The sequence below is a fragment of the Sorangium sp. So ce124 genome (genome assembly GCF_051525235.1).
GTDB lineage: Bacteria > Myxococcota_A > Polyangia > Polyangiales > Polyangiaceae > Sorangium > Sorangium atrum.
This window is the reverse complement of record NZ_CP150312.1, coordinates 2,931,153-2,954,695: the sequence shown is the minus strand read 5'-3', so window position 1 is coordinate 2,954,695 and position 23,543 is coordinate 2,931,153. Positions and strand designations below refer to the sequence as shown.

General features: G+C 69.0%; 17 protein-coding genes and 1 pseudogene. 10 read left to right on the top strand and 8 right to left on the bottom strand.

The window, feature by feature from the left end:
• Window positions 1-18: 18 nt before the first annotated feature.
• Together WMF19_RS11295 and WMF19_RS11290 are read right to left on the bottom strand one after the other, a co-directional pair.
• Window positions 19-1,773: a sigma-54-dependent transcriptional regulator gene (locus WMF19_RS11295; RefSeq protein WP_437899090.1), complete on the bottom strand. Its 1,755-nt coding sequence runs from the start codon at window positions 1,771-1,773 to the stop codon at window positions 19-21.
• Between the two features lie 335 nt (window positions 1,774-2,108).
• Window positions 2,109-2,399, bottom strand: coding sequence for an RtcB family protein (locus WMF19_RS11290; RefSeq protein WP_437899089.1), 291 nt, complete (start codon window positions 2,397-2,399; stop codon window positions 2,109-2,111).
• Between the two features lie 77 nt (window positions 2,400-2,476).
• On the opposite strand from WMF19_RS11290, the gene WMF19_RS11285 reads away from it, so the two are divergent.
• Together WMF19_RS11285 and WMF19_RS11280 are read left to right on the top strand one after the other, a co-directional pair.
• Entirely contained in the window at window positions 2,477-3,379 is a 903-nt protein-coding gene (locus WMF19_RS11285) for a haloalkane dehalogenase (protein ID WP_437899088.1), read from the top strand.
• Complete coding sequence (locus tag WMF19_RS11280; protein ID WP_437899087.1) at window positions 3,376-4,212, top strand: RNA polymerase sigma factor; 837 nt, start codon at window positions 3,376-3,378, stop codon at window positions 4,210-4,212. The genes WMF19_RS11285 and WMF19_RS11280 overlap by 4 nt, the downstream gene beginning before the upstream one ends.
• Before the next feature lie 50 nt (window positions 4,213-4,262).
• Here the strand turns inward: WMF19_RS11280 and WMF19_RS11275 are convergent, their stop codons facing one another.
• Together WMF19_RS11275 and WMF19_RS11270 are read right to left on the bottom strand one after the other, a co-directional pair.
• Entirely contained in the window at window positions 4,263-5,825 is a 1,563-nt protein-coding gene (locus WMF19_RS11275) for an RtcB family protein (RefSeq protein ID WP_437899086.1), read from the bottom strand.
• Between the two features lie 238 nt (window positions 5,826-6,063).
• Window positions 6,064-7,965 carry a hypothetical protein gene (locus WMF19_RS11270; RefSeq protein WP_437899085.1) on the bottom strand — a complete coding sequence of 634 codons (1,902 nt, stop codon included), beginning with the start codon at window positions 7,963-7,965 and terminating at the stop codon, window positions 6,064-6,066.
• A gap of 942 nt (window positions 7,966-8,907) precedes the next feature.
• Between WMF19_RS11270 and WMF19_RS11265 the strand changes: the two genes are divergently transcribed.
• Window positions 8,908-10,245 (top strand): hypothetical protein, encoded by a 1,338-nt coding sequence (locus WMF19_RS11265; protein WP_437899084.1) that lies wholly within the window; start codon window positions 8,908-8,910, stop codon window positions 10,243-10,245.
• On the opposite strand, the gene WMF19_RS11260 is transcribed toward WMF19_RS11265, so the two are convergent.
• Together WMF19_RS11260 and WMF19_RS11255 are read right to left on the bottom strand one after the other, a co-directional pair.
• On the bottom strand, window positions 10,234-13,473 hold the full coding sequence (locus tag WMF19_RS11260; RefSeq protein ID WP_437899083.1) for a serine/threonine-protein kinase: 3,240 nt from the start codon (window positions 13,471-13,473) through the stop codon (window positions 10,234-10,236). The two genes, WMF19_RS11265 and WMF19_RS11260, sit on opposite strands and share 12 nt — an antisense overlap.
• A 33-nt stretch (window positions 13,474-13,506) precedes the next feature.
• Complete coding sequence (locus WMF19_RS11255; RefSeq protein WP_437899082.1) at window positions 13,507-14,901, bottom strand: sigma 54-interacting transcriptional regulator; 1,395 nt, start codon at window positions 14,899-14,901, stop codon at window positions 13,507-13,509.
• 338 nt (window positions 14,902-15,239) lie between these two features.
• On the opposite strand from WMF19_RS11255, the gene WMF19_RS11250 reads away from it, so the two are divergent.
• The 5 genes from WMF19_RS11250 to WMF19_RS11230 all read left to right on the top strand — a co-directional run bounded on the left by WMF19_RS11250 (window position 15,240) and on the right by WMF19_RS11230 (window position 19,347).
• Window positions 15,240-16,388, top strand: coding sequence for an endonuclease/exonuclease/phosphatase family protein (locus tag WMF19_RS11250; RefSeq protein ID WP_437899081.1), 1,149 nt, complete (start codon window positions 15,240-15,242; stop codon window positions 16,386-16,388).
• A gap of 317 nt (window positions 16,389-16,705) precedes the next feature.
• Window positions 16,706-17,392 carry an RNA polymerase sigma factor gene (locus WMF19_RS11245; RefSeq protein ID WP_437899080.1) on the top strand — a complete coding sequence of 229 codons (687 nt, stop codon included), beginning with the start codon at window positions 16,706-16,708 and terminating at the stop codon, window positions 17,390-17,392.
• Window positions 17,389-18,117 carry an NrsF family protein gene (locus tag WMF19_RS11240; protein WP_437899079.1) on the top strand — a complete coding sequence of 243 codons (729 nt, stop codon included), beginning with the start codon at window positions 17,389-17,391 and terminating at the stop codon, window positions 18,115-18,117. Before WMF19_RS11245 ends, WMF19_RS11240 begins: the two co-directional genes overlap by 4 nt.
• Window positions 18,118-18,394: 277 nt before the next feature.
• Window positions 18,395-18,658 (top strand): hypothetical protein, encoded by a 264-nt coding sequence (locus tag WMF19_RS11235; RefSeq protein ID WP_437899078.1) that lies wholly within the window; start codon window positions 18,395-18,397, stop codon window positions 18,656-18,658.
• Window positions 18,659-18,948: 290 nt separating this feature from the next.
• Window positions 18,949-19,347: a hypothetical protein gene (locus WMF19_RS11230; protein ID WP_437899077.1), complete on the top strand. Its 399-nt coding sequence runs from the start codon at window positions 18,949-18,951 to the stop codon at window positions 19,345-19,347.
• A gap of 136 nt (window positions 19,348-19,483) precedes the next feature.
• On the opposite strand, the pseudogene WMF19_RS11225 reads toward WMF19_RS11230, so the two are convergent.
• Window positions 19,484-20,919 (bottom strand): annotated as a pseudogene (locus WMF19_RS11225) (DUF2252 domain-containing protein).
• 94 nt (window positions 20,920-21,013) lie between these two features.
• A complete protein-coding gene (locus WMF19_RS11220; protein WP_437899076.1) occupies window positions 21,014-21,322 on the bottom strand; it encodes a hypothetical protein in 309 nt (102 codons plus the stop codon).
• A gap of 387 nt (window positions 21,323-21,709) precedes the next feature.
• On the opposite strand from WMF19_RS11220, the gene WMF19_RS11215 reads away from it, so the two are divergent.
• A complete protein-coding gene (locus WMF19_RS11215; protein WP_437899075.1) occupies window positions 21,710-22,867 on the top strand; it encodes a hypothetical protein in 1,158 nt (385 codons plus the stop codon).
• A 40-nt stretch (window positions 22,868-22,907) separates the two neighbouring features.
• The gene (locus WMF19_RS11210) at window positions 22,908-23,474 is read left to right on the top strand and encodes a hypothetical protein (protein ID WP_437899074.1); all 567 of its coding nucleotides are present in this window, start codon (window positions 22,908-22,910) and stop codon (window positions 23,472-23,474) included.
• Window positions 23,475-23,543: the final 69 nt, after the last annotated feature.

The window sequence follows — 23,543 nt, the reverse complement described above, 5'->3', positions numbered from 1 at the left end:
AGCGCGGCGGCGCGTGGGTCAGCGCCCCTCCGCCGGCGTTTCGACCTCCTCGTTGAGCAGCGCGGCGAGATCGGGATCGATCTCGTATCCCAGCTTGTCGGCGAGCTCCCGGACCCTGTCGAGCTCCCGCCGCAGCGCTCGGTGATGATTGCGGTTCTTGATGAGCTGCTGCTGGCCGAACAGGGTGAAGGCCTCCTCGCGGCTCCCCGTCCGCCGCACCGCCGCGCCCAGCACGAGCCCTCGAAACACCTCGACGAGCTCGAGCGACAGCGGCGTGCCTTCGCGCGCGCGCCGCTCCGCCTCCTGCACGAAGGCGTGCGCCGCGCGCCAGAGCTGCGTGAGCAGCGCGCCCTCGTCCGGCGCGCCCTCGTACGCGAGCGCGCGCTCCACGTGGCCCCGCTGGAGCACCAGCTCGCCGCCCGGGCCGCCCCGCTCGGCCAGCGCGAGCGCGTAGGCGCGGCGCACGATGTTGTCGAGCTGCCGCAAGTTGCCTGGCCAGGGGACGTCGAGCAAGAGCTTCACCGCCTCAGGCCCGATGCGCGCGACGCCCTGGCCGCCCCCTTCGCGGTGGCGCCGGCTCAGCATGTAGTCGGCCCAGAGCGGCACCTCGTCGAGCCGCTCGGTCAGGGGCGGGAGCCGCACGGGCAGCACGTTGATCCGGTAGTAGAGATCCTCGCGGAAACGGCCCGCGCGCGCGGCCACGCGCAGGTCGGTGTTGGTGCCGATGAGGAAGCGCACGTCCGCGCGGCGCTCGCTCCCCTCGTCGCCGAGCGGCCGGTAGCGCCGCTCCTCGAGCACGTGGAGCAGGCCCGCCTGGGCCTTCAGCGACAGCTTGTCCACCTCGTCGATGAAGAGCGTCCCCTGCGCGGCGCGCGCGATCGCGCCCGGGTTGTCGCGGATCGCGCCGGTGAACGCGCCGCGCTTCCAGCCGAAGAGCTCGGCCATCTGCAGGTCCTCGGGCACGCTGAGCAGGTCGAGCGTCTCGAACCGCTGCCCGCGGCGCGCCGACTGCTCGTGGCACCAGCGGGCCAGCCGGGACTTGCCGGCGCCGGTCGGACCGCTGATGAGGATGGTCTCCTCCTGCCGCGCGAAGACGCGGAGCAGGTCGATGAGGCTCGCGGTGGTGGGGCCGACGACCGGCAGGAACTCGTCCGCGCGCGCCGGGGTGGCGGGCCGAGGCGGCAGCGCGCGCAGGTAGGGCGCCGCGGCGCTGGCGAGGAGCTCGAGGAGCTCGTAGCACCCGCGCCAGACGAGCTCCCCTCCGATCGCCTGCTTGCAGCTGACCTCCAGCGCGATCATCCCCTCGACCGCGCCGCCCGGCGCGCGCAGCGGCACCACGTGGACGTGCGTGGCGTCGCGCCCGAGCATCCGCTCGCGCGTCTCGCTGCCGGGCAGGCCGGCCCCCTCGCGCCGCTCGACGTGCGCGGGCGCGCCGTCCGCCAGCCAGGGGCGCAGCACGCCGAGCTGGACGTCGATGGAGACCGAGCAGCGGTGCTCGACGAGCCAGCGCCAGACGCTGCCCGACGTGAGATACCCGGTGCCCTCGACGCGCGCTCCGCTCCGGTGCTCCAGGCCGAAGAGGCGCTGATAGCCGCCCTCGGGGCGAAGGTGCACGACCCCGCGGAGCACGCGCCCCTGCCCCATGAGCGGGCTCGCGGCCAGCGCCGCTTCGACGCCGGTGAGCATGTCCTTCAGCACCGTGGTCGCGGCGTCCTCGAAGCAGCCGGCCCCCATGAGACTCGTGATCAGCTCAGGGAGCAGGTCATGGAGCATGAAGACGTAGGCCAGGGTACACGCACTCCCCCCGGCTCGGACGAAAATTCATGGCGGTCCTCTGGCACCCGGGCTGGCGCATTCGGCGAACCCGAGTGCGCGTCCGGAGCCGCCGGCGTCTTGAAGAGACGCTCGCGCGTCTCGCCGGGACACATGCACTTGCCCGGGCAGCTCGCGCGTCGCGAGCTCTGTCGACCCCGGATCGTCCTCGGGGAGGAGCGTGGGGCTCAGGGCGGTTGATGCCGTCGCGTCCCCACGGGACACGCTGCCTCCTGCGGAGACGCGGCCAAATGTCATCTGGCCAGCAGATCAGTCCGCCCCGCCCGGGGCGAAGGTCAGGTGAAAGGCGCCCCGCGCCTATCCCAGCTCCGGCATCGGCTTTGCTTATGTTTCGTGGGACGATCGAGGTCGTTGCCAAAGAACCCCACCACCTCGCGTGGCGGAAACTCGATTGCACCCGCGAGCACCCGGCACGAGTCGCCCATCGAGCCGGGGACGATCACCGGGTCACCGGTGTACGAGAACGCTCCGCCCTCGCCCTCGGGCTCCCCGGCGGGCGTCGCGCCCTTGCGGTGCAGGTAGCGCGGCTCGGCCCCGTCGGGCTCCCGAGGTCGATTTCCGGTCACACGGACAGGGCTCCCCGTCTCGAACCCGAGAGAAAGGTCGGACGCCGCGTGCGTACGGCCGGGAAGGACGGGATCCCATGGGTACGAGCTCGAAGAAGAGAGTTTGCATCGAGGGCCACGAGATGGCCTATATCGACCAGGGGATGGGCGCGCCGGTGGTGTTCCTCCACGGGAACCCGACGTCGTCGTACCTGTGGCGGAACATCGTTGGACCAACCTCGGCGCGGCATCGCTGCCTCGCGCCGGACCTCATCGGCATGGGCGACTCGGCCAAGCTGCCGGAGATGGGCAGGGAAGCCTACGGGTACGCCACACATGCGAGGTTCCTCGACGCCTGGTTCGACGCGGTCGTGCCTGAGGAGCCCGTCGTGCTCGTCGTACACGACTGGGGCTCGGCGCTCGGCTTCGACTGGGCTCGGCGGCATCCGGATCGCGTGCGCGGCGTCGCGTACATGGAGGCGATCGTCGGATCGATGCCGCTCGGGAAATGGCCCGCACCGGCGAGGGAGTTCTTCGAGGCGATCCGCTCCGACGCGGGCGAGATGCTCGTCCTCGAGCAGAATGTCTTCCTGGAGCGGATGATCTCCGAGGGCAGCATGCTGCGTCCGCTCTCCGACGAAGAGCGCGCCGAGTACCGTCGTCCGTTCCTCGTGCCGGGCGAGGGGCGGCGGCCGACGCTCTCGTGGCCGCGACTGCTGCCCTTCGACGGAGAGCCGAAGGCGATCTGCGCGCTCGCCGACGCCTACGTCGCGTGGCTCACGGCATCGAGCGTGCCCAAGCTGTTCGTGAACGCGGAGCCGGGCCGCATCCTCACGGGTGAGCTCCGCGAAATCTGTCGCCGGTTCCCGAACCAGCGGGAGGTCACGGTGCGCGGTCTGCACTATCCTCAGGAGGACTCGCCCATGGAGATCGCCGACGCGCTTGCAGGCTGGCTCGATACCCTCGCTCCGCCGACGCGCGCGCAACCGGTAGCGTCATGAGCGAGGCGGGTCTCGACGTGCTGGCGATCCGCGCCTGCGCGGGCGACCGAGAGGCGCTCGAAGCGCTCGTGCGAGGACTGCAGGATCCGCTGTTCCGCCTCGCGCGCAGGTTCCTCGGCCACCCCGAGAACGCGCGCGACGCGACGCAGGAAATCCTCATCCTCATCGTGACGAAGCTCTCCACGTTCCGAGGCGAGAGCTCGATCTCGACGTGGGCGTATCGCGTCGCGTGCCGACACCTCCTCCGCGCACGCGCGACGTACCGCCGCCTGACCTTCGAGCAGCTCGTCGACGAGGATCTCGCCAAGGCGCCGAACGCCATCGGCGCGGAGGTCCTCGAGAGCGCCGAGGCGCGTCTGCTCGAGGAAGAGGTCTTCCTCTGTTGCACTCAGGCGATGCTCCAGGCGCTCGACAGGCCGCTGCGCATCGCCTACGTGCTCGGCGGCATCTGCGAGCTCGAGTCGGCCGACGCGGCCTACGCGCTCGGCATCACGGAAGCTGCCTTCCGCAAACGACTCTCCCGCGCGCGCGCGGCGCTCGACGCGTTCGTGTCGAAGCACTGCGGTGTCGCGAATCCAGCGAATCCGTGTCGCTGTGCGTTCCAGGTGAACCACAACGTGGCGCTCGGGCGTCTGAACCCGCGCGGCCTGGTTCACGCGAAGCCGACGGAGCGGACCTCTCTCGAGGCGCTGCAGGCCCTCGGCGAGATCCGCGCCGCGCGCCGCTCGCTCGAGCTCTACCGAGCGCAGCCCGCGTTCGCCTCCCCCGACGACCTCGCCGCGCGGGTGCGATCCATGATCGCAATCGGCGGGAGCAGTCTCTTCGATGCGTGAAGACATCCGGCGCGTGCCCCGGCCTGCGGAGCACGCTCGGATCGTGTTCCCTATCCCTTCACCGTGACGAGCGGCCACAACCGCGCCACGCGCCGCGCGATCCCCGCCTCCTCGACGGAGCGCACAACCGGCGTGATGGGTTTGTAGGCATAGGGCGCCTCCTCCTTCATCCGCTGGTGGTACTTCGCGAGGATGTCGCGCCGCCGCCGCACCTGGGGCGCGTCGGGGTCGAGCGGCGTCACGACATGCAGCTTCTCGACCGCGCGCCGGTAGACGTCCTCGTCCGCGTGCGCGGAGCGGCCGCGCGTGAGGCTCCGGCCCGCGCCGTGGCACGCGCTCGCGAGCAGCGCCGCGTGCCCTGCGCCAGCGAGCACCCAGCTCGAGTCGCCCATCGAGCCGGGGATGATCACCGGGTCACCGGTGTACGAGAACGCTCCGCCCTCGCCATCCGGCCCCCCGGCCGGCGTCGCGCCCTTGCGGTGCAGGTAGCGCGGCTCGGCCCCTTCGGGCTCCCAGATGAGGTTGTGCGGCGCATCGTACACGAGCGTGCTCGCGACCTCGCGGCCAAGGACCTCCCGCATCGCGCGCACCACCATGAGGCCCAGGAAGAGGCGGTTCGCGAACGCGAAGTTCGCGGCGTTCCGCATCGCATCGAGGTAGACGGAGGCCTCGTGGGCGTGGGGGCCCACCGCCGGCAGCACATAGAAGCCGTGCGCCGGATGGGGCACCCCCGCGGGGTACAGCGCGCGGGCGCGCTCGTTGAAATAGCCGCCGACCGCGTGTCCGAGCCCGACGGAGCCCGCATGGGCCATGATCGTGACGGCGTTCTTCGTCAACCCGAACGAGCGCGCCGTCGCGCCGTCGACCAGCTCGTCGACGGCCTGTATCTCGACGAAATGGTTGCCGCCGCCGACCGTGCCGATCTGGATGTCACGCCCGTCCGCCCGGCCCGACGCCTGGATGTACGCGTCGAACGCGAACGTCCCGCGCGCGGGGAGCCCGCCGTGGAAGTGCACGCGATCGAGATCCGCGCGCTGCGCGCGAGGATCGTAATGCGCCCACAGGCCGGTGCGGGCGTTGTCCGCCGCCGTCTCGTGCAGCCCGGACAGGCCGTCACGGAGCATGGCCGCGCGCTGCCGCGGCGACATGGGGATATCGCGCTGCCCCTGGAAGAAGATCGCGCGGAGCCGCTGCTTCAGGGCGCCGACGTGCGGCGCGAGCTCGTCCCGATCCACGTCCGTCGCGAGCAGGCGCATGCCGCAACAGACATCGTTGCCCACGGCCTGCGGCACCACGAACCCGCGGGCATCCACGACGGTGCCCACGGGGATGCCCGCGCCCTTGTGAAAGTCGGGCGTGAGCACGATGGAGCGGATCTCGCCGGCTGTTCCGCCCCAGAACGGGGCAATCCTGCCGGCCTTTTCCCATGTCCGAAGATCGCGGAGCGTGCCTTCAAGCGAGGCGAACCGGAGGAGCTCCTCGATGCCGTCGGCCTCGACGACGACATCTTCCCTCGCCACGAGGGTGATCGGAATACCGAACGGATTGTCGATGCGGGCCGTCGCGCCATCCAGGCGACGCACCACCGCATCGAGATGCAATTTGCCAACCATGCTGCTGTCCAATCCACGAAGACGCACGCGGCCGACGCGTTCACGCGACGGGGCCGCGGCTCACTCTCCCCCGATCTGGACCCGGTGCGCGCACGAGGGAAGCGCACACCGCAGCAGCGGGGCTCAATATAGACGAGCGTCGCCGCCCGTCAAGCGGCGCCGGCCGGCTCCACCTGCCCGGCTGGCGCGGGGCCCGGGCGGCGCGTTCGGTCGCCGCGGGCCCCGCGCTCATCGCGATTCAGTGGACGCTCAGCAGCGGCAGCCGCAACACCTGGAAGGGTGGGATTCCAAGGCGGAACGAGCACGACTGGTTCGCGAGGCTCGCGAGGGCCTGCTTGCGGTTGTCCATCTCCGCGAACGAATGGCTGAGCCCACGGTTGTCCGTCACCGTCAGCGGACCTTGCAGGAAGGCCGAGATGCTGGGGACGCCGCCGGGCCCCGCGGGGCGGATGTGGTAGAAGAGCGTGTCCGTCTCGCCCGTGTGGCAGCCGCTGCACGTGTTGGACGAGAACCGAAAGCGCGCTTCGAGCTCCGCCGGCGTCTCCAGGTCCGGGTGATCCCAGAAGGTCCCGGCGTTGTAGGTCGACGCGCCGCCCATGAAGGGCACGCCCCCGGGGGCTTCGGGCATCGTGTAGCCGGGGTTCATGGAGGCCAGGATCTCCGTGAGCAGCGCGTCGCTGCCATTCAGATCGATCGGCGCCGGGGTCGTGCCCGGAACCGACGTGAAGCTCGCCTGGTGCTCGCGGGGGTTGTTCTTGGTGGTGGTCTGTTGCAGAGGTCCGCTCCCGGGGCGGATCACGAACTCGCGCATCTGCCAGATCCCCGTGAGATCGATCTCGTTCGTGCGCAGCTGGTTGAGCGCGTTCTGGTTGGGGTTGCCCGGCGCGGCGCCGTTCCTCACGACCTGCTCGGTCAACGCCTCGAGCGCCGTGCCGTAGGCGGGGTCACCGGGGAGCAAGGCGCTCAGGTTGACCCACTTGTTCGCCCAATCCTTGATGTCGACGCAACTCGTGATGGGCACTCCGTACTCGAAGATCGCCGCGGCCTCGATCGGCTGGCAGGTGTCCACGCCGTCCCTGGCGTCGCCGTCCCGATTGCCGTCGCGAACCTCCATCAGCCCGAACACGAAGCGGAGCTCGCCTCCGTTGTTGCCGGCAGCCCCGCCGAGGTAGGGCGAGCTCTGCGCGAGGTCGGGGCGGTACAGGATGGCCTGCAGCCGGAATGGCGCGATGCTGAGGTTCAACGCGCCCCCGCCGCTCCTCTGGCGCCAGGGGTTGATGATCATGCTGTCCACGTTCGCCGCGGCGGCCGCGCTCGTAGCATCGAGGACCAGGCTGCCCGAGCTCGCGTTGACGATCTGCTGGGTGCGCCAGGAAGCCAGCCACTGCTCGACGAACTGGCTCGCGGTGAGCCCGGACCCGATGGCCATCTGTTCCATCAGGTAGCCGAAGGTCCACTTCTTGAGCGGGGCGTTCGCGGCGCTCGAGTCGCACGGGTTCATGGTGCGCGCCGGGTCCTCGATCACCGGCAGTGAACGGATCAACAGCGATTTCTGCGGGTTGATGGCGGCAGTGGTCGCGCCGCCGAGCGTGCGCAAGGGGCCGAGCTCCGCGAGGTTGGGCAAACGGATGGTCGCTCCCTTTTTCAGCGCCTCGATGTCGATCGCGTTCGTTTGCGAGATCTCGATGGCCTTGGAAGCGATACGCGACCCCGGATCGAACGTCTGGAGCGTGCGGGTCTTGAGCTTCGAGATCTCGCTGTTGATCTGGCTCAGCCGTTCCAGGTCGATGGGGATCGAGGCGGAGAACAAGCCGTCTCCCGCCTTGAGATCCGGCTTGGTTCCCGAGTCGTTGAAGGTGACCGCCTTCTCGCGCGCATCGAGGCTCATCTGGAACGCCGCGCCTTTGTTCTCTTCGATCACACGCTTACGGTCGCCCGGTGCGAGCTCGAGCGAGAGCACCCCGACGCCATCCGACGTGAGCCGCAGGTGCAGTTGTTCGACCTTGGGCGCCCGCCTGGAGGGCGCCACGATGAGCGAGTCGCTGTTCGATGCGGCGAGCTCCGGCTCTTCCGGCTCGGTGCCGCAGGCGGTCAGCAGCAGGGCGCAGGTCAACGCCGCGCCTATCGATCGATTCTTCATGGAATTCTCCGTCGCTGGTCGTTGGTGCGCGCGGCGCGAAAGGCTCCCGCGCGTGACGAGAAGCTCCAGACGTCTGCAATCCTCACGCAGAGCTGGACGTATCCCCTGCCCCTGGCCGCGGATCCCGGGCCGATTGATGGCTATCCGGGCGCCTGACCGCCCGGTCGGGGAGACGCTTGCCGGCATTGCAGCTCCGGTGCCAACCGGACGGACGATCGCGTGTGGCCAGAGCTGGCCCTTCAAGCGCGTGCCCAATACCGACGCCCGCGCCTCGACCGGTGATGCCGAAGGGCTGGACATGCCGTTCCATGGCGGCGCATCGTTCATGGCTTCACGCCGAAACCGACCGCCGGCCCGGCGCATCGGTACTGTCGCCCTCCTGTGACGCCCCCTGGCTCCGCGCCGCGCGGTGCAACAGCGGGGCGCCCGACCTGTTACGGGGACACGTGCGCGCCGCGTTTTTCCGCAGCGCAACACGGTGTATCACCGGCGTAACACCCCGTTTTATCGCGGGCGCCGGGCTCGCCGCGTCGGCGCTCTGCGCTGCCTCGATGGGACGGCGAACGTGCCGCTCGCGGTCAGAAGCAGGCATCCAGCCACGCTGGTGAGCAACGGCGCGCAGCGTACACCGTGGCACGAAAGATGCCTCGGCGGCGGCAATAGCCATTCAGCATCGATGCGGCCAGCTGGCCAACCGCTGCGCGTCCGTGTCAGGATGCGCGCTCACGAGGGGCGCTCACCTCGCGATTCGAGTTCAGGAGAAGGAGAATACCTGTGGCCATAGGCCGTTTGTACATGGCGCTAGCCTGCATCGGCGTGGGTTCTTTCCTGGGGTGCGGCGGGTGCGTCATCGTGACGACTCCCGGCGGGCCTGTGACGCCGGCGCAATCGGCTGGGCCAGCAGAGCCGGTCGCTCCCCCGGGACAGCTGCCTCACAACGGCATGCCCAAGAACGGCATCAGCGTGGAGGCGCTCCGCGCGAACAGTGAATTGCTCGAGCGCCTCAAGGTGAGCAAGCTGAACAGCCTGAAGCTCGACGATGTCAAGCCTTTCAGCACGCAGGACCCGACGCTCGAGCCTCGCGCCGTTCAGCTGATGCACTACATCGTATCTTTTGCGCTGAATGAAGGCCAGAAGGTGTCGGCCCGCGTGGGGAACAAGCGCTACGAGTGGAATGGGCAGATCGGGGCATGCGCCGGCGGGGGACCCTTGGGGGACTGGTTCAACAACCTTCCGTCCCCGGAATGCCTGCAAGCGGTCTCCGCAGGCGTGCTCGCCCGGGTGAACGCGCTCAACAAGGTGGTCGTGGTATCCATGCGCGGCCCAGGGGATCTCGTCGCGCTCCATGACAAGGTCCCCGCCGAGACAAGGTCTCGAGAGAGGAACACCAGCACAGGCGAGGCCACGCAGATCGAGAGCTTCGCCGCTTGCAACCCTCCCGGCGGACCGCGTCGGGCGACGAGCGACTGCGGGTGGACGGCGCGTTACGTCGGGCAATGCCTGGCGCAGAGGTCAGGCGATAGTGGACCGAGGACGGTCAGGCTCAAGCTCGACTCGGCCCACGCCCGCTCATCTCCGGTGTTCGTGCGTGTATGCGCGGGTATACATGGATGCAACCACGTGGACTACGACGCGGGAGATCCTCGGAGCAGGTACATCAAGCACATCAAGAGCGATGCGCTCGACGGTCCTGGCGACACGGTTGACTTCACGTGCCCCGCGAATGGCCCTGCTGGCACAGGCATTGTCGACGAGGCGAGCTCCACCCCCGAACAGGTTGGGTACTTCAGCGTGATGCTGTCGGAGCGAAATTTTGCGGTCGACGTGAAGTTCGCGAGCTCCGATGGGGTGAGGTATCCGGCGAAGGAGGTGGAGCTGTTCAGATACCGCGAGGGCGGGTTCTACGGGAACATCTTCGATTCGAACCCCGGGGGGGCTCGGCCCGACGGGGTGCTCTTCGACAAGCAGTACGCGTGTTATGGCGAGGACTGGAATCAAGGCATGGCGAACCTCGCCGACAGGCTCTGCGCCCTCCCTGCGTCCGATGCGGCAGCGCAGTGCTTCGTCCATGAACCGAAGCCATGCTCTCCTTTCAACGGGAATCCGGGCGCTTGCGTTCGGTCTGCCGGTGCCAGGCGATCCATCTACACCCCATGCGATGAGGCGGGCGCGCAGTGGAAATACCCCGTCACGGTCTATTTGAACCATCCATGCGATCTCAGGAGCGACTCCGGGTGCTCTTCGTTCAAACCCTGGTTGATCGACCGTTCACTCAAGTAGCCTCGCCGCGAGCCGCCTCATCGATTCGACCGCCGGGACAGGGGCGTCCACCGCCGACCACGCCTTGATCACCTGCTGGGCCAGCCCGAGGGCCCTCTGCCTGTCCCCGCGCCTCGCCGCGCGCTCCGCCTCGCGCACCGTCTTCAGGCTCGCGCCGTTCAGGGCCTCGCTGTCGTCGCGGCTCGCCCGCTCCAGCCGGTCGACGAGCTCGTGCTCCCCCTCGCGCTCATAGGTCGCGACCATGGCGTCGCCGAGCACCTCGACGAACGGCTCAGGCTCCTGCAGCAGCGGGCGCCACGCCAGCGCGGCGCCCCGCTGGTCTCCGCTGGCATAACGCTCGGCTCCCGTGATGAAGCTCTCGGTGTTCGGCAGCTCGCCTTCCGGGAACCTGACCCGGAGCTTGCGAAGCCGCTCGAAGCAACGCCGCGACACCGCCCGACTGGCACGGGCGCAGACGGCTCCCATGCGCAGCGGGACGCTGATATGGGTGCCCTCGAGGAGGGGTGGCTCCGGGTCGAGGAAGCGGGCGACGATGAGGTCGGCCGTCTCGCGCTCGCGCCCAAGGACGAGCGCGAGCTCCAGCGCGCGCCAGGCGATCTGGAGGCGCTGCACGCGAACGAACCCGGAATCACCGGGGGAAATGGCCATCGCGCGCCTCGCCCGCTCGAGGGCGGCGCCGATGCCGGCCTCGCTCGCCTCGACGCGGATGAGGAGGAGCTCGCTGCCGACCTTGTGCAGCACCTGGCTTCCCTGGCTCACCGCGAGCGCTATCCCGCGCGCCTCCTGGCGCGCTCCATCCTGGAGGAGCCGATCGACCAGCGTGTCGGCCACGTTCATGTCCAGGGGCGAGAGGACATAGGCACGCCGCGCGAACCCGAGGGCGCGCGTACGAGCATGCTGATGGGGAGCCTCTGCCGCTCCAGGGTCGGAGTCCTCGAACAGCCACCCATACGCCTCCCAGGGCATCCAGGCCCGCATGCCCTGCAACGCGCTCGCCGCGCTCGGGGTCCCGTGGGTCACCGTCGCCAGCTGCACCCAGGGCGCGCACCACTCCCCGATCGGGTTCTTCGGCTCGGCCTGCACCGCGCTGAACGCCATGTCCTTGGCGAGCGTCGTCCTCTCCGTGGCGCGCTCCTCATCGGGCGACGGCAGCAGGCAGGATATCGTCGCTGCGAGGGTCGAGCGTCCCCAGGCCGACGCCTCGCGATCATAAAGGCGCTGGAGCTCCGCCACGGCCATCGGATCGACAGCACGCCGCATCATGAGATCGACGCGGGCGCGCGCGGCGAGCTCACCCGGTGAGGCATTGGCGCCGACCGGCGGGAGCGTGACCACGGGAGCGGGCTCGCCGAGCGTGTAGGCGCAGCGGAAGCGCTCGCCTGGTCCCATCTCCGCGAGGCCGCCGCCGCGCGCCTCGAACCGGGCGCACTCCTGTCGGAGCCCGCCGGCGTTGTGGGTCATGGCCAGCGTCAGGTCGAGCAGATCCAGCGCCCCGTCGACCGTGCGCGCCCTCGAGAAATCGGCCACGGCGTCGTCGAGACTCGGGGCCTTTGGCAACACCCCTGCATCGACCCAGGGATCCATGGCGTTCCTCACGGCTTCATAAAGCGCGCGCGCCCTGCCGACCGAGGACGCGAGCTCCCTGCCGTCGGCGGCTCGCAGCGTGACCGTGAGCTGAAAGGCGCGGGACGGGTCGAGGACGATCGCCCCGTCCACATAGGCCGCTCCCCTCCTGCGCGCCGCGTCCAGCGATTGCGCGCGAGCCTCCGGCCCGGCATAGGGATCGATAGGAACCGTGTCCGCGTGCGGCCGTGGGAGCGAGAGCAGCTCCGCAGGGACCAGCGTGCGCGCCGCGCGGCCTCCGAGGAGGACCCGAGCCCGCTCGCACACCGTCGCCGCGGCGGCCGCTCCCAGCCATCCGGCCGGCTCCTCGACCCCGGAGGCCTCCAGGATCGGGCAAGCGAGGACGGTGTTGTCGGGCTCCAGCGGAGATCGCATGACCGTGGGTGGAGGAGCAGGCGCTGGCCGGTGAGGGAACGCCCACCGGACGGTGCCCAGACCCAGGGCGGCCAGCGTGACGCTCGAGGCCGCGATCCAGCGCCACCGGCGCGACCGATGCACGATGGCCTGCGGCTGCCGAGGGGAGCTCGGCTCCGTTGCGTCGCTCTCGGACTCGGAGCGAGGCGGCGCGGGGCCGGGCCCCCCTGCGCCGGCCACCGAGTCCGTGCGTCCCACTCCCTCGCTTCCGCCCAGGTGCCCGTCGGACTGGAACGTGTCGGTCCACGTCGATTGCTCGTCGACGGGCGGCGTCCCCTCACGCGCTTCGGCCCCGGCGGGCTGCTGTGCTGGCAGCTCGTAGCCTGGCACGCCGAGCGCTCGCGCGAGCGCCCCCACGGCGGCGCCCGCGGTCGGGAAGCGCTGGCCCGGCGCGAGCGCCGTCGCGCGTGTGAACCAGGCGTCGAACGCGGGCGGCAACGTCACGCCGTACCGCGCGGCGCGCTCGCACGCAGGCTCCTTGGGGCCCTGCAGCGCGACGAGCGCGAACGCGACGGGGCTTTCGCCGATGCCGACTTCTTCTTCCCAGTAGGGTCTGCCGACGAGGAGCGAGTACGCGATCAACCCGAGCGCGTAGATATCGGCGGAAGGTGTGATCCTGCCGCTCTGGAACTGCTCCGGCGCCATGTAGATCGGCGTCCCGGCCGCGCCGGTCGAGCCGCGGGTCGCGCCCTCGTGCAGCACCTTCGCCACGCCGAAATCGAGGATCTTGATGCGCGGGGCGTCGTGCTCTCGCTGCTCCAGGAACAGGTTGCTCGGCTTCAGGTCGCGGTGGACGATGCCGAGCTGGTGCATCTTGTCGATGGCCGGCGCGGCTTGACCGAGATAGACGAGCACCTCCTCCGGCGCGTGGCCGCCCACGCGCGCGAGCCGCTCGCTCAAGGTCTCGCCCCGGAGCAGCTCCATCACGAGGAACGGAGTCCCCGTTGCGTCATCGACGCCCGCGTCGACGACGTCGACGAGCGCGGGGCTGTCGACCTGGCCGGACACGCGGGCCTCCAGCGCGAATCGCTCCCTCAGGTCGGCGCGCTCGACCGTATGAGCGTGCATCACCTTGAGCGCCCGTCGGCGCTCCGTCTGGAGGTCGATCACCTCGTAGACAGCGCCCATCGCGCCCGCGGCCAGGCGACGCAGGACGCGGTAGCGAGCCGCGACGACCGTGTCCGGCGTCATGCCCGCCTCATCCCACGGCCGCGGCGCAGCACCTCAGTGGCGGAAGTCATCCGGGTCGATCTCGTAGCGCTTCAACCAGCGATGGATCTGCATCCTGGCTTTGCCCATGGCGCGCGCCACGCCGGCGATGTTGCCGCTGTGCGCGCGCAGGAGCGCCTTGAGCTCCTCGGGCCGGGTAGGATCGTCTCCCTGCTCCGTGGCGTCGGCGGCGCTGCGCCTCAGCGCGCTGTTCAGGTGATCGAGCTCGATGGTACCCCGCTGCGCCAGCACCACCGCGGTCGTGATGCACTGCTCGAGCTCGCGCACGTTGAGCGGCCAGCCGTACGTGACGAGGGCGCGCGCCGCGCGAGGGTGCAGCTGGACGTGCTCGGCGCGCTCTCCGTCGACGCGCCGCAGGATCGCGCCGAGGATGAGGCCGAGGTCCTCCCGGCGAGCCCGGAGCGGCGAGAGCTCGACGGCGTGGCCGGAGAGCCGCGCGAGCAGGTCGGAGCGGAAGTCGCCCGACGTCGCCATGCGCTCGATCGGCCGGTGTGTGGCCGCCACGACGCGGAGGTCCACGGAGATCGAGCGCGTGCCGCCCACGGGGCGCACCTCGCGCTCCTGGAGCACGCGGAGCAAGGCCACCTGGGCGGACAGGGGCAGGTCGCCGATCTCGTCGAGGAAGAGCGTCCCGCGATCGGCGCTGCGCACGAGCCCGGGGCGATCCTCGGTGGCCCCGGAGAAGGCGCCCTTCCTGTGCCCAAAGAGCTCGCCTTCGACCAGATCCCGCGGCAGCGCACCGCAGTTGATCGCCACGAACGCGCCCGGCCTGCCCGAGAGCGAATGGATCGCGCGCGCCACGACCTCCTTGCCTGTGCCCGTTTCGCCCTGGATCAGCACGGGGATGGTGGAGGCCGCCACCACCCTGAGCTGCTCGAACATCTCGAGCTGCGACGGGACGAGGGAGAGCAGCCCAGGGACGTGCGCGGCGAGGCTCGACGCTTCCAGCAGGGTGACCTGCTCGGCGCCGCGGGGAATCGCCGAGCGGTAGAGGAAGAACGTGCGGCCCAGCTCGAGCACGTCGCCCTCCCCGAGCTCGGCGTGCTTCCGCGGCGCCCCATTGAGGATGCTGCCGTTCTTGGAGCCGCAATCCTCGAAGCACCACCGGCCGAGGACCCGCATGATCCGCGCATGCCTCGACGAGAGCCAGGGGTCGTCGAGCTGGATCTCGACGCGCCGGCGTGTGCCGCTGTCCGCGACCTCCAGCCTCCGGGCATTGCCGCGGCCGATAACGACCTCCTCGACGTCGTCGAGGGCGATGCGCGCCGACGACGCGAGCGGCCGATGGCTGTCCGCGACCAGAAACAAAAAGCTGCCGTTGCCTGATTTGTCCAGATACCGCTGTCCGCCCGTGGCGGATAGCGTTCGTTGATCAGGTTCACCCGGCACGAACCAGTCGTACCCAGTCGGGCAGACGCGGTCAATATGCCAGGGGCGGCATTCCGAGCGGCAGCCGTGCGGGTTGCTCGTCGTCCACGGGCGTGCGCTGCATCGGGTCGTCGATCGACCAGGAATGGTCCAGCCGCGGAGGCGCGTGCGTCGCGCCTCGCCGGACGCGGGCCACCCCGGCCTCGATCGGGCGTCCAATCCGGGCCGGGTCACCAACCCGGGTCGATCCGCGGCGTGGCGTGATCGCCAGGGGCTCGCAGAGGAAAATGTCACCGGCGCCGAGAAGCGGCGTACACTCATCGGGAGTGCGCGCGCTCCCCACGCTTGCCGTGGGCAGGATGGAGCTCGATTGCACCACTCGCCCAGTCGATGCCGTCGCGCTGTACCATTGCACCAGGAAATCGTCACCTTCGAGGGAGGGCCCCATGGCCAAGAGTTTCGCCATCGCGACGTTCAACACCCTGAATCTCCTGCACCCCGGCGTGTTCTTCGCTGGACGCCCGAACGACAAACCGTATTCGACCGGAGTATACGAGGACAAGGTCGAATGGATCGCCCGCGTCCTCAAGGAGGGCAACGTCAGCCTGGCGGGGCTTCAAGAGCTCTTCAGCGCCACGGCGCTCAACAAGGTCACGACGCTCGCCGGGTTTGACCACACCTATGCCCCCGACATCAAAGACGGAAAGAACATCACGAGCGACGCAAACGATCGAAAGGAAGCAGCGGGCCCCTTCGTGGGGCTGATCTCCAAATATCCGATCATCGCCGCGAGAACCGTCGTCGAGTTCCCCGACGAGGTCAAGGGAATCGAGATTCAGAGCGGAGAGGCGGCCACCGACCTCAAACGCCTTCCCGTCACCCGCTTTCAGCGCCCTGTGATCCAGGCCGACGTCCGGCTACGGGACGACGTCACGGCCACGGTCTTCGTCGCCCACCTGAAATCGAAGCGCCCGCTGCTCCTCGAGCGCGAGATGGGCGACGAGAAGAACCCGATCGTGACCGCCGCGGGCAGCGCTCGCTCCCTCATCGTTCGTGCCGCGGAATCCATCGCGCTCCGAAAGCTGATCGTGGACGCCACCCAGGACAACCAGAAGCCGGTGATCTTGTTCGGCGACCTCAACGACGACCTCTCGGCTGTCACGACCCAGATCATCGCCGGCGAGGAGCCCTTCCGCTTCGCGCGCCTCGAGGACAAGAAGGTCGAGTGGGACCGCCTTCTTTACAGCGTTCACGATCTCGAGGAGCAGGAGAGCTATCGCGACGTCAGCTACACTCATATCTTCAACGGCCGCTACGAGCTCCTCGATCACATATTCGTCAGCCAGGAGTTCTTCCATCGCAATCCCGATCGCATCGCCACCGTGCGCAACACCCGCATCTTCAACGACCACCTCCAGGATGAACGCCGTGCGGTCAACCCGGGACGCGGGCCCTCACGGCGAAGCGATCACGGCATTCCGGTCACCGAGATCGAGTGGCAACGCTAGCCGACTGCCACGACGCAGACCCATGACTCACACGACCGACTCACCGCAGCACGACCACGCCGTCGGCGTCCGGTTTCCCCTGGGGCGGCTGGGAGCAGGCGAAGGACAGAACGGTCGTTTACCGGGATAATCGGCACGCACGTCCGGCTGCACCTTAGGAACCATCGCTGAGACGCTCGGCCCCGCGCTTGCGGGCGCGGCCTTCTCGTCGCGGTCTCCCGACCTGCGCCGGGTCGCCGCAGCACGACGTCGTAGCGTCGAGGTCGCAGAAAATGTCACCGGCGCACGGACGCGGCGTACACCCGTCGGGAGAGGACATGACCTCCAACGTGACCATGGGCGGCGCAGAGCTGGTTGAGCGCCCGCTCCCCATTTGTCCTGCCGACCCTCGCACGGTTACCGCGACTGAACCGTCGCTGGTCCGCGCTGCCGCGCGGCTCAACGGCGTCATGCAGCGTTACGCGGCGGGTGAGGCGACCGCCTTCGGCGAGCTGTACGAGGCGCTTGCGCCGCGCCTGCACTGTTTCTGTTTGCGCCTCGCACGAAATCGCAGCGACGCGGACGATCTCTTCCAGGACGCGTTCCTCCGGCTCCACCGCGCACGCGCCTCCTACATACCTGGCGCGCCGGCCCTCCACTGGGCATTCGCGATCGCGCGCTCCGCGCATCTGGATCGCGTCCGTCACCGCCAGCGACGTCGTGAGGACCTGCACGACGCCGATGGCGGGCCCATCACGTGCCGCTCGTTGCCGAGCCGCGACGGCTCGCCGGAGGACGACGTATGCACGCGCCACATGCTGCTTGTCGTCGATCGCGAGATCGGGCGAATGTCCGAGAAGAACCGGAGCGCCTACGTCCTCCTGCGGGAAGAGGGGCTCAGCGTCGCCGAGGCGGCGAGCGTACTCGGCACGACCGGCGATGTCGTCAAGCAGCGCGCCCATCGCGCCTACGAGCAGATCAGAACTGCGCTACGCCACGCAGGGTGGGACGAAGGCAAGCCATGATCGAGAAGGATTTTGCACACGAGATCCCCCGTCGCTTCGAATCGGCGCCGGGTCCGCCGGATGAGCTCCACGCCCGCCTGGCCACGGCGATCGCGGAGACGCCGGCGCCACAATGGCCGCTCCGACATCGCCTGGCGCTGGTCGCCTGCGCGCTTCCGTGCGCCGTCGCCATCACGCTGCTCGGGCGCCACGCGCTGTTCGGCCGGCCGCTGCTTCGCGGCGACCTACCCTCTCTTCCAGACGAGCAGCTGGTGCTCGAGCTCGCCCTGCTCGGACTCCTCACCATCGGCACCACCGCAGTCGCGGTCCGGCCCGGCCCGGCCGGCTTCGGATCAGCGGCGCGACTGCTCGGCGCCACGAGCCTTGTGATAGCGCCCGCGTTCCTCGTGATCTCCCTCTTCTTTCCGCTGGAGTCCGCCAATCACGAGGACATTCTTGCGTCTGCGCGGCTGCATCCCTTCGGGCTGCCGTGCATGGTCCTCGCCGCGATCATCGGCACCGTCGCCCTAGCAGCGCTCTCCTGGGCGCTGCGTCATGCCGTCCCCGTATCCGCAAGGCTACGCGGCGCCGCCGTGGGGGCCGCGAGCGGCGCGTGGGCGGGCCTCGCCCTCGTCATCCACTGCCCCGCCTCAGCACCGCTGCACGTCCTCGCCAGTCACGTCGCGCCGATTGCGGTGTTCACCGCACTCGGGGTGCTCGTGGTTCCTGCCTTCCTGCGGCCTTGATGGGGCCGGATCGCGAGCTCTGCGATCCCGAAGACCACAAACGACAAATGCACGAGCATCATGTCACCGCGCTCCACCGGCGGCGTAGAAACCATGTAGAGTCGAGTTCATCCGCAATGCGGTGACGGGAGCACGCACGTCTTGCTCTCCGGCACGCCCCGCAGCTGAGGCTCAACTCGTTGGGGACGGGTAAGCGCGGCGAAGTGGACTGATGCCACCTTCCTGGGCGCTTACTTTTCCGCCATGACGTGGTGATTGTTTTGCCAAGGAGACCATCATGAACGAGAAGCCTGTGCAGTCGGGAGTGAAGAGAGAGCTGACATCGGTGGAAGAGGCCAACCTGAAGGTGCTCCAGAGGGTACGGCCCTCGATCGTCGGTGTGGTCAACGCCGTATTGGCGTCGCATGACCTCGGCGTCGTGGTGGCCCGAATCGATTTTGCAGACGCCACCTCTGAGCTGGGCCGTGAGGCCCAACGCCAAAGCCAGTGCCCGATGTGCTGCTGCATTGGGGGGTACTACTCCTGCTGCCACGTCTGCTAGCGATTTAGACGCATCGCTCACGCGGGATTCGCGACGAGCGCGCTCGTCCACGGCCACGGTTCACCGCTCACCCCTCGCCAAGGTGATGGGGCCAGGTAGCGAGTTGGAACGTTCGTGAAGGAACATGCCACGAGCAGTGGCTCGCACCGCCGAGCCACCGCCGCCGACGGATAGCGGCACGATGAACCGGCGAGCACGGCTGGCCCATCGAGCTGCCCCTCTCCGCGGTAAAGGCGCACAACCATTCGACAAATCCGCTTAACACCATCCACGCAAACCGGAGGAACGCCATGATTCACAAATACATTCTCATCTCATCTCTTCTCACCGCGCTCGCGCTCACCGCTTGCGTTGCTGCCCCTGAGGAGGCGGACAACGAGACGATCAACGGCGAATATGACGCCGAAGAGTCCACCGAAGAGACTGCGCTGGAACTCTCAAATCTCACATTGTACCCAGGCCAACAGGCGACTTTCCCGACATGGAGCTGGTGGGGATGGACCAATGTGAAGATCACGAATGAATCCGGGACGGACTGGGGATGCGTGTCGCTCAAGGTTTGGAACGCGCCCTCGGAGCAGCTCTGCACGCCGCCGGGGACGAGCGCGTCTGTCGCCCGCCAGTGGGCGGGATACCAGCTCCTTGTCACGAATGCATGGAATGTCCCGCTCCGGGTTGAAGTGTGGTGATGGAGGACTATCCTCCGTCACTGACGTCAGGCTGTTCTAGACCTCCGGCCTGACTGACCTCCTGCAAGGCTCCGTCTCTCCCAATCCGCAATCCTTCGCGCGCTGTCTCGCTCCCGCTCGTCCGCGTCGTCGCCGCTCAGAGCCCGCTCTCGGCCTGGATGCGCCCGCTCCTCACCGCGGTCGCCAGCGCCTGGTGGTCGCGCTCCGTCTGATCGCCGTAGGCGATCGCGAACGCGGCGATCGCCTTATCGAAGGTGTCTGCCTTCCCGAGGTACGCCGCTATCGCGATCCGATCCCCCGAGCGCGCGTGCGCGCGCGCCAGGGTCCAGCCGCAGAGGCCGCCGTACGTCGTCAGCAGGACCCGATCCAGCGCGGCGATGTCCACCGAGAACTTCCAGTCGCGCAGCTGGCGCACGTAGAAGTCGCGCTCGATCCCGTCGGCGCCCTGCACGCGCTGCCAGCCGAGGAAGATGTCGCTCGCGGCCTGCATCAGCCGCTGGCCCGCCACGACGCGCTGGCCGCTGTTGGGGTACGCGCTCTTGCCAAGGAACCGCTCGAGGACCGACGCTTGCGCCTCCTTCGCCTGCAGGAAGAGCGGGTCCTGGTCGTCACGGCCGAACAGCAGGATGATCCAGGCGCGCAAGCCGACGCTCCCGACCCCGACGACCTTGTGGGCCATGTCCGCGAAGTTGTACCCCTCCAGCACGTGCCGCCGATCGGCCTGAAGGGTGCTGCGATAGCCGCGCAGGATCTCGCGCACCTGCTGCTCGAGCTGCTCGCGGTCCAGGCCCTTCACGAGATCTTCCATCGGGACGATCAGGGGAGGATCGCTGATGATTCGCCGCCGGCCGCCACCTCGCGGGTCAGCTTCTCGTAGGCCTGAAGGCTGTCCTTCGTCCGGGCCTTGGCGACGTTGCGCTCGGTGACGTTCAGACGATCGCGACCCACCTGCGAGCGGAAGCGGTCCAGGATCTGCTGGATGTCGAGGCTCGCGTACCAGACGTCCAGGTTGCGGAGCGCCGCGAAGCTCCGCATCGCCTCACGGTACGCGCGAACGGTCGTCAGGACGATGTCGGACCGCGCCGATTTCGAGAAGCCGTTGTCGCGCCCGGCCAGCTCCATGCTGGCGGCCAGCCGCTTCACGTCCCAGTCCCACGGTCCCGGAAGCGTCTCGTCGAAGTCGTTGATGTCGAATACCATGCGGCGCTCGGGGGATCCGAACACCCCGAAGTTCGAGAGGTGCGCGTCGCCGCAGAGCTGCACCCTCAGGCCCGAGCGCGTCGTCGCGGCCAGATCGGAGGCCATCACGCACGCTGCACCCCGGTAGAACGTGAACGGGGAGACCAGCATCCGGCCGTAGCGGATCGGCACGAGCTCTGGCACGCGGGTCTTCGCTTGCTCTTCCAGAAGCGCGATCGGATCGGGCCGGTAGGGCAGCGCCTCCCAAGTCGCGTGCGCGGCACGTGGGATCTCCGCGCGCTCCGCCTTGCCACGAGCCGCATGCTCCTCCGCGGAGAGGTGCGGCATCGCCCACTCCCCCGTGACCGTGGATGATCCGTCGACTGTGACCATCTCCCTCTTCCGTCCCTCCCTCGGTGTTCATCCCGCGGCAGCGCGGGACGAGCCGTTCAGATCCTCGGACATCCGCCAGACGCACGAAGGATGTTCAATTACCCATCGTGCGCCGCAGATCGATCATCGCCTGCTGGCTCACCTGCAGAGCCCCCTCCTGCGGGCGGTCGAGGTCGGCGGTCAACAGCATGACGACCGAGAGGCTCATGACCAGCGTCGCGACCGCAGGGGACCGGCGCGTCTTGACCAGACCGGCGTGATAACCGACGGCCATCAGGTTCAGGATCGCGACCGCGAAGAGCGCCGCCCACAGGACCCCTGGAATACCGCTGCGGACGGCCACCCTGACGCGCATCGTGTGGAGTTCGATCGTCCGGTTCAGCGACTCGATGAAGAGCGCCACGACGGGCGAGGAGCGGAATTCGATCGAGCGGTCCAGGCACGGGCATCGACGCACCTCGCTTCAATCACGGCTCTTCGCCGTCGCGGAGACGGAGCATGTCGTCGCGGCGCCGGCCTGAACGGTCGCTTTCAGTCCGACAGTCCGGCTGGCGCTGGCTTCAGGGTCGCGATTCCTGGCGGAAGGTCAACCAACCCGCCATCGTTCTGTCAAGCGCTTTCAATGCGAACACAGGCCTGCAAGATCCGGAGTTTCTCCGATCGCGGTGAGGGCAGCCTGATCCTGAGCGCGGCTCGCCGGACAGAGAACCTACACCGCCCGCCACCGGGTATTCCGCATTTTTTCCTCGGGCGCTCGCGCAGGCGGCGGAGCTGCGGATAGCGTGGAAGGATGAAGAACCATCTGCAATTTCCCCTGATGATCGCGATGTTCCTCGCCGCCTGCGACTCCACGTCGGGCTCCGGCGGCGACGGCGGCTCAGGGCTGGACGCGCCCTCGCCGCACGCCGGCGGCGGCGGCGGCGGGACGAGCCATGGCGGAGGGGGCGGCGGAACGAACGATGGCGGCGGGGGCGGCGGCGACACGTCGCCGTCCGGCACGCTGAGCGAGCGCTACCCGGACGACGAGGGGATCGCTGAGGACCCCGCCGTGCTCTTCCACGACGACTTCGAGCAGGGCTGGGGGCGCTGGGACGGGCCCACCGCCGACACGCGCTATCTGCACATCGAGGCCGACGCGGCGACCGCCCACGCCGGGCAGGGCTACCTGCGCTCGACCGTGACGACCGCCGATCTGGCGGAGGAGACGTACATCTCTTCGTCCACGTGGGTCACCCACGAGCGCGTCGACGAGATCTACTGGCGCTTCCACGTGCGCTTCCCCGAGCTCGCCCCGAACCCGCACCACTGGGTGCGCATGGCGGCTGGCACCGAGAGCTGGGACAGCAGCGGCCTCGCGAACACGGTGCCGCCCGGAGACGGGGGCTTCTGGTTCGACTTCGACACGAACACAGACGACGTCTTCAACTTCTACGTCTACTGGTACAAGATGCGCTCCGGTCGCTGCAACGACGGGACAGCGACGCCCGGCTGCGCGGGCGATCAAGGCACGACGTACCACTACGGAAACGGCTTCCAGCCGCCGGGGCAGGCGCCTTTCCCGCGGGACCGCTGGTTCTGCGTCGAGATGCACGCGCGCGCCAACACGATCGGCCAGAGCGACGGCGCGCTGGCGTTCTGGATCGACGGCGTGCCGATCGGCGACTACCGCCCCGGTTACCCCGACGGCACCTGGCTCCGCGACCAGTTCCACACGGGAGGGTGCGACTTCAGCGCGTGCACGCCCCCCGAGCCGTTCGGTGGCTTCGACTTCCGATCGAGCGATGACGTGCGCTTCAAGAGCTTCATGCTCGACGCCTATTACGAGCGCGACTCCAACGCTCGCCGGCGGGCGGAGATGGAAGAGCTCGGCATGACCGTCTCCGACGCACACACCATCCTGTACGACGACGTCGTCGTGGCGACCGAGCGCATCGGCTGCCGTCGCTGAAGCGCGCGCCTCGCGCCCTCCCCGTGGTACTCTCCCGCGCATGGGTACCGCGAACGCCCCCGCTCCCCGACGGCGCTCGGCCCTGCGCTGCGCCGCATGCGCGGCCCTCCTGCTGGCCGGGTGCGGCCCCGCGCCGACGCTGGCCGAGCCGCGCGCGCCGGAGCCGCCGCCCGCCGCCGAGACGATCTACATCGTCCTCCAGGATCCGCCCCCGGCGCCGGCGATGACGGCGGCCGACGGCTGGGTGCCGGACGAATTCCCCGGTGACAACCCGTTCGAGCGGACGCGGACCTGGATCGGCGATTACGACTGCCCGCAGGGCACGACCGAGATGACGTTCCGGATCCTGGAGGTCAAGGGCGACAGGATCAAGGCCGTGTTCGGCTTTCATCATGCCGAGTCCGGCGCCGCCGGCAAATACCTCATGAGCGGCCGCTACGACGCCGAGACGCGGACCGCATCGTTCTCGCCCGGCGCCTGGCTCGAGCGCCCGCCCAACTACGTCACCGTGGGCATGAAGGGTGACCTCGCGTTCGACGGCTCGCTCTTCGCCGGGCGCATCGAGCACCCCGACTGCGGCGCGTTCCGGCTCCGGCCGGCGGGGTAGCGCCGCCCTCGCGCTGCTCGTCGCCAGGCCGCGCCAAGGGACGAGCAGCGCCTCCATCATGATGGCAGT

Coding starts and splice junctions, on each gene's coding strand:
- WMF19_RS11265 (WP_437899084.1), top strand. CDS start 8,908: ATGCCCAAGAACGGCATCAGCGTGGAGGCGCTCCGCGCGAACAGTGAA.
- WMF19_RS11245 (WP_437899080.1), top strand. CDS start 16,706: ATGACCTCCAACGTGACCATGGGCGGCGCAGAGCTGGTTGAGCGCCCG.
- WMF19_RS11285 (WP_437899088.1), top strand. CDS start 2,477: ATGGGTACGAGCTCGAAGAAGAGAGTTTGCATCGAGGGCCACGAGATG.
- WMF19_RS11260 (WP_437899083.1), bottom strand. CDS start 13,473: ATGACGCCGGACACGGTCGTCGCGGCTCGCTACCGCGTCCTGCGTCGC.
- WMF19_RS11215 (WP_437899075.1), top strand. CDS start 21,710: ATGAAGAACCATCTGCAATTTCCCCTGATGATCGCGATGTTCCTCGCC.
- WMF19_RS11235 (WP_437899078.1), top strand. CDS start 18,395: ATGAACGAGAAGCCTGTGCAGTCGGGAGTGAAGAGAGAGCTGACATCG.
- WMF19_RS11295 (WP_437899090.1), bottom strand. CDS start 1,773: ATGCTCCATGACCTGCTCCCTGAGCTGATCACGAGTCTCATGGGGGCC.
- WMF19_RS11275 (WP_437899086.1), bottom strand. CDS start 5,825: ATGGTTGGCAAATTGCATCTCGATGCGGTGGTGCGTCGCCTGGATGGC.
- WMF19_RS11250 (WP_437899081.1), top strand. CDS start 15,240: ATGGAGCTCGATTGCACCACTCGCCCAGTCGATGCCGTCGCGCTGTAC.
- WMF19_RS11210 (WP_437899074.1), top strand. CDS start 22,908: ATGGGTACCGCGAACGCCCCCGCTCCCCGACGGCGCTCGGCCCTGCGC.
- WMF19_RS11240 (WP_437899079.1), top strand. CDS start 17,389: ATGATCGAGAAGGATTTTGCACACGAGATCCCCCGTCGCTTCGAATCG.
- WMF19_RS11230 (WP_437899077.1), top strand. CDS start 18,949: ATGATTCACAAATACATTCTCATCTCATCTCTTCTCACCGCGCTCGCG.
- WMF19_RS11280 (WP_437899087.1), top strand. CDS start 3,376: ATGAGCGAGGCGGGTCTCGACGTGCTGGCGATCCGCGCCTGCGCGGGC.
- WMF19_RS11270 (WP_437899085.1), bottom strand. CDS start 7,965: ATGAAGAATCGATCGATAGGCGCGGCGTTGACCTGCGCCCTGCTGCTG.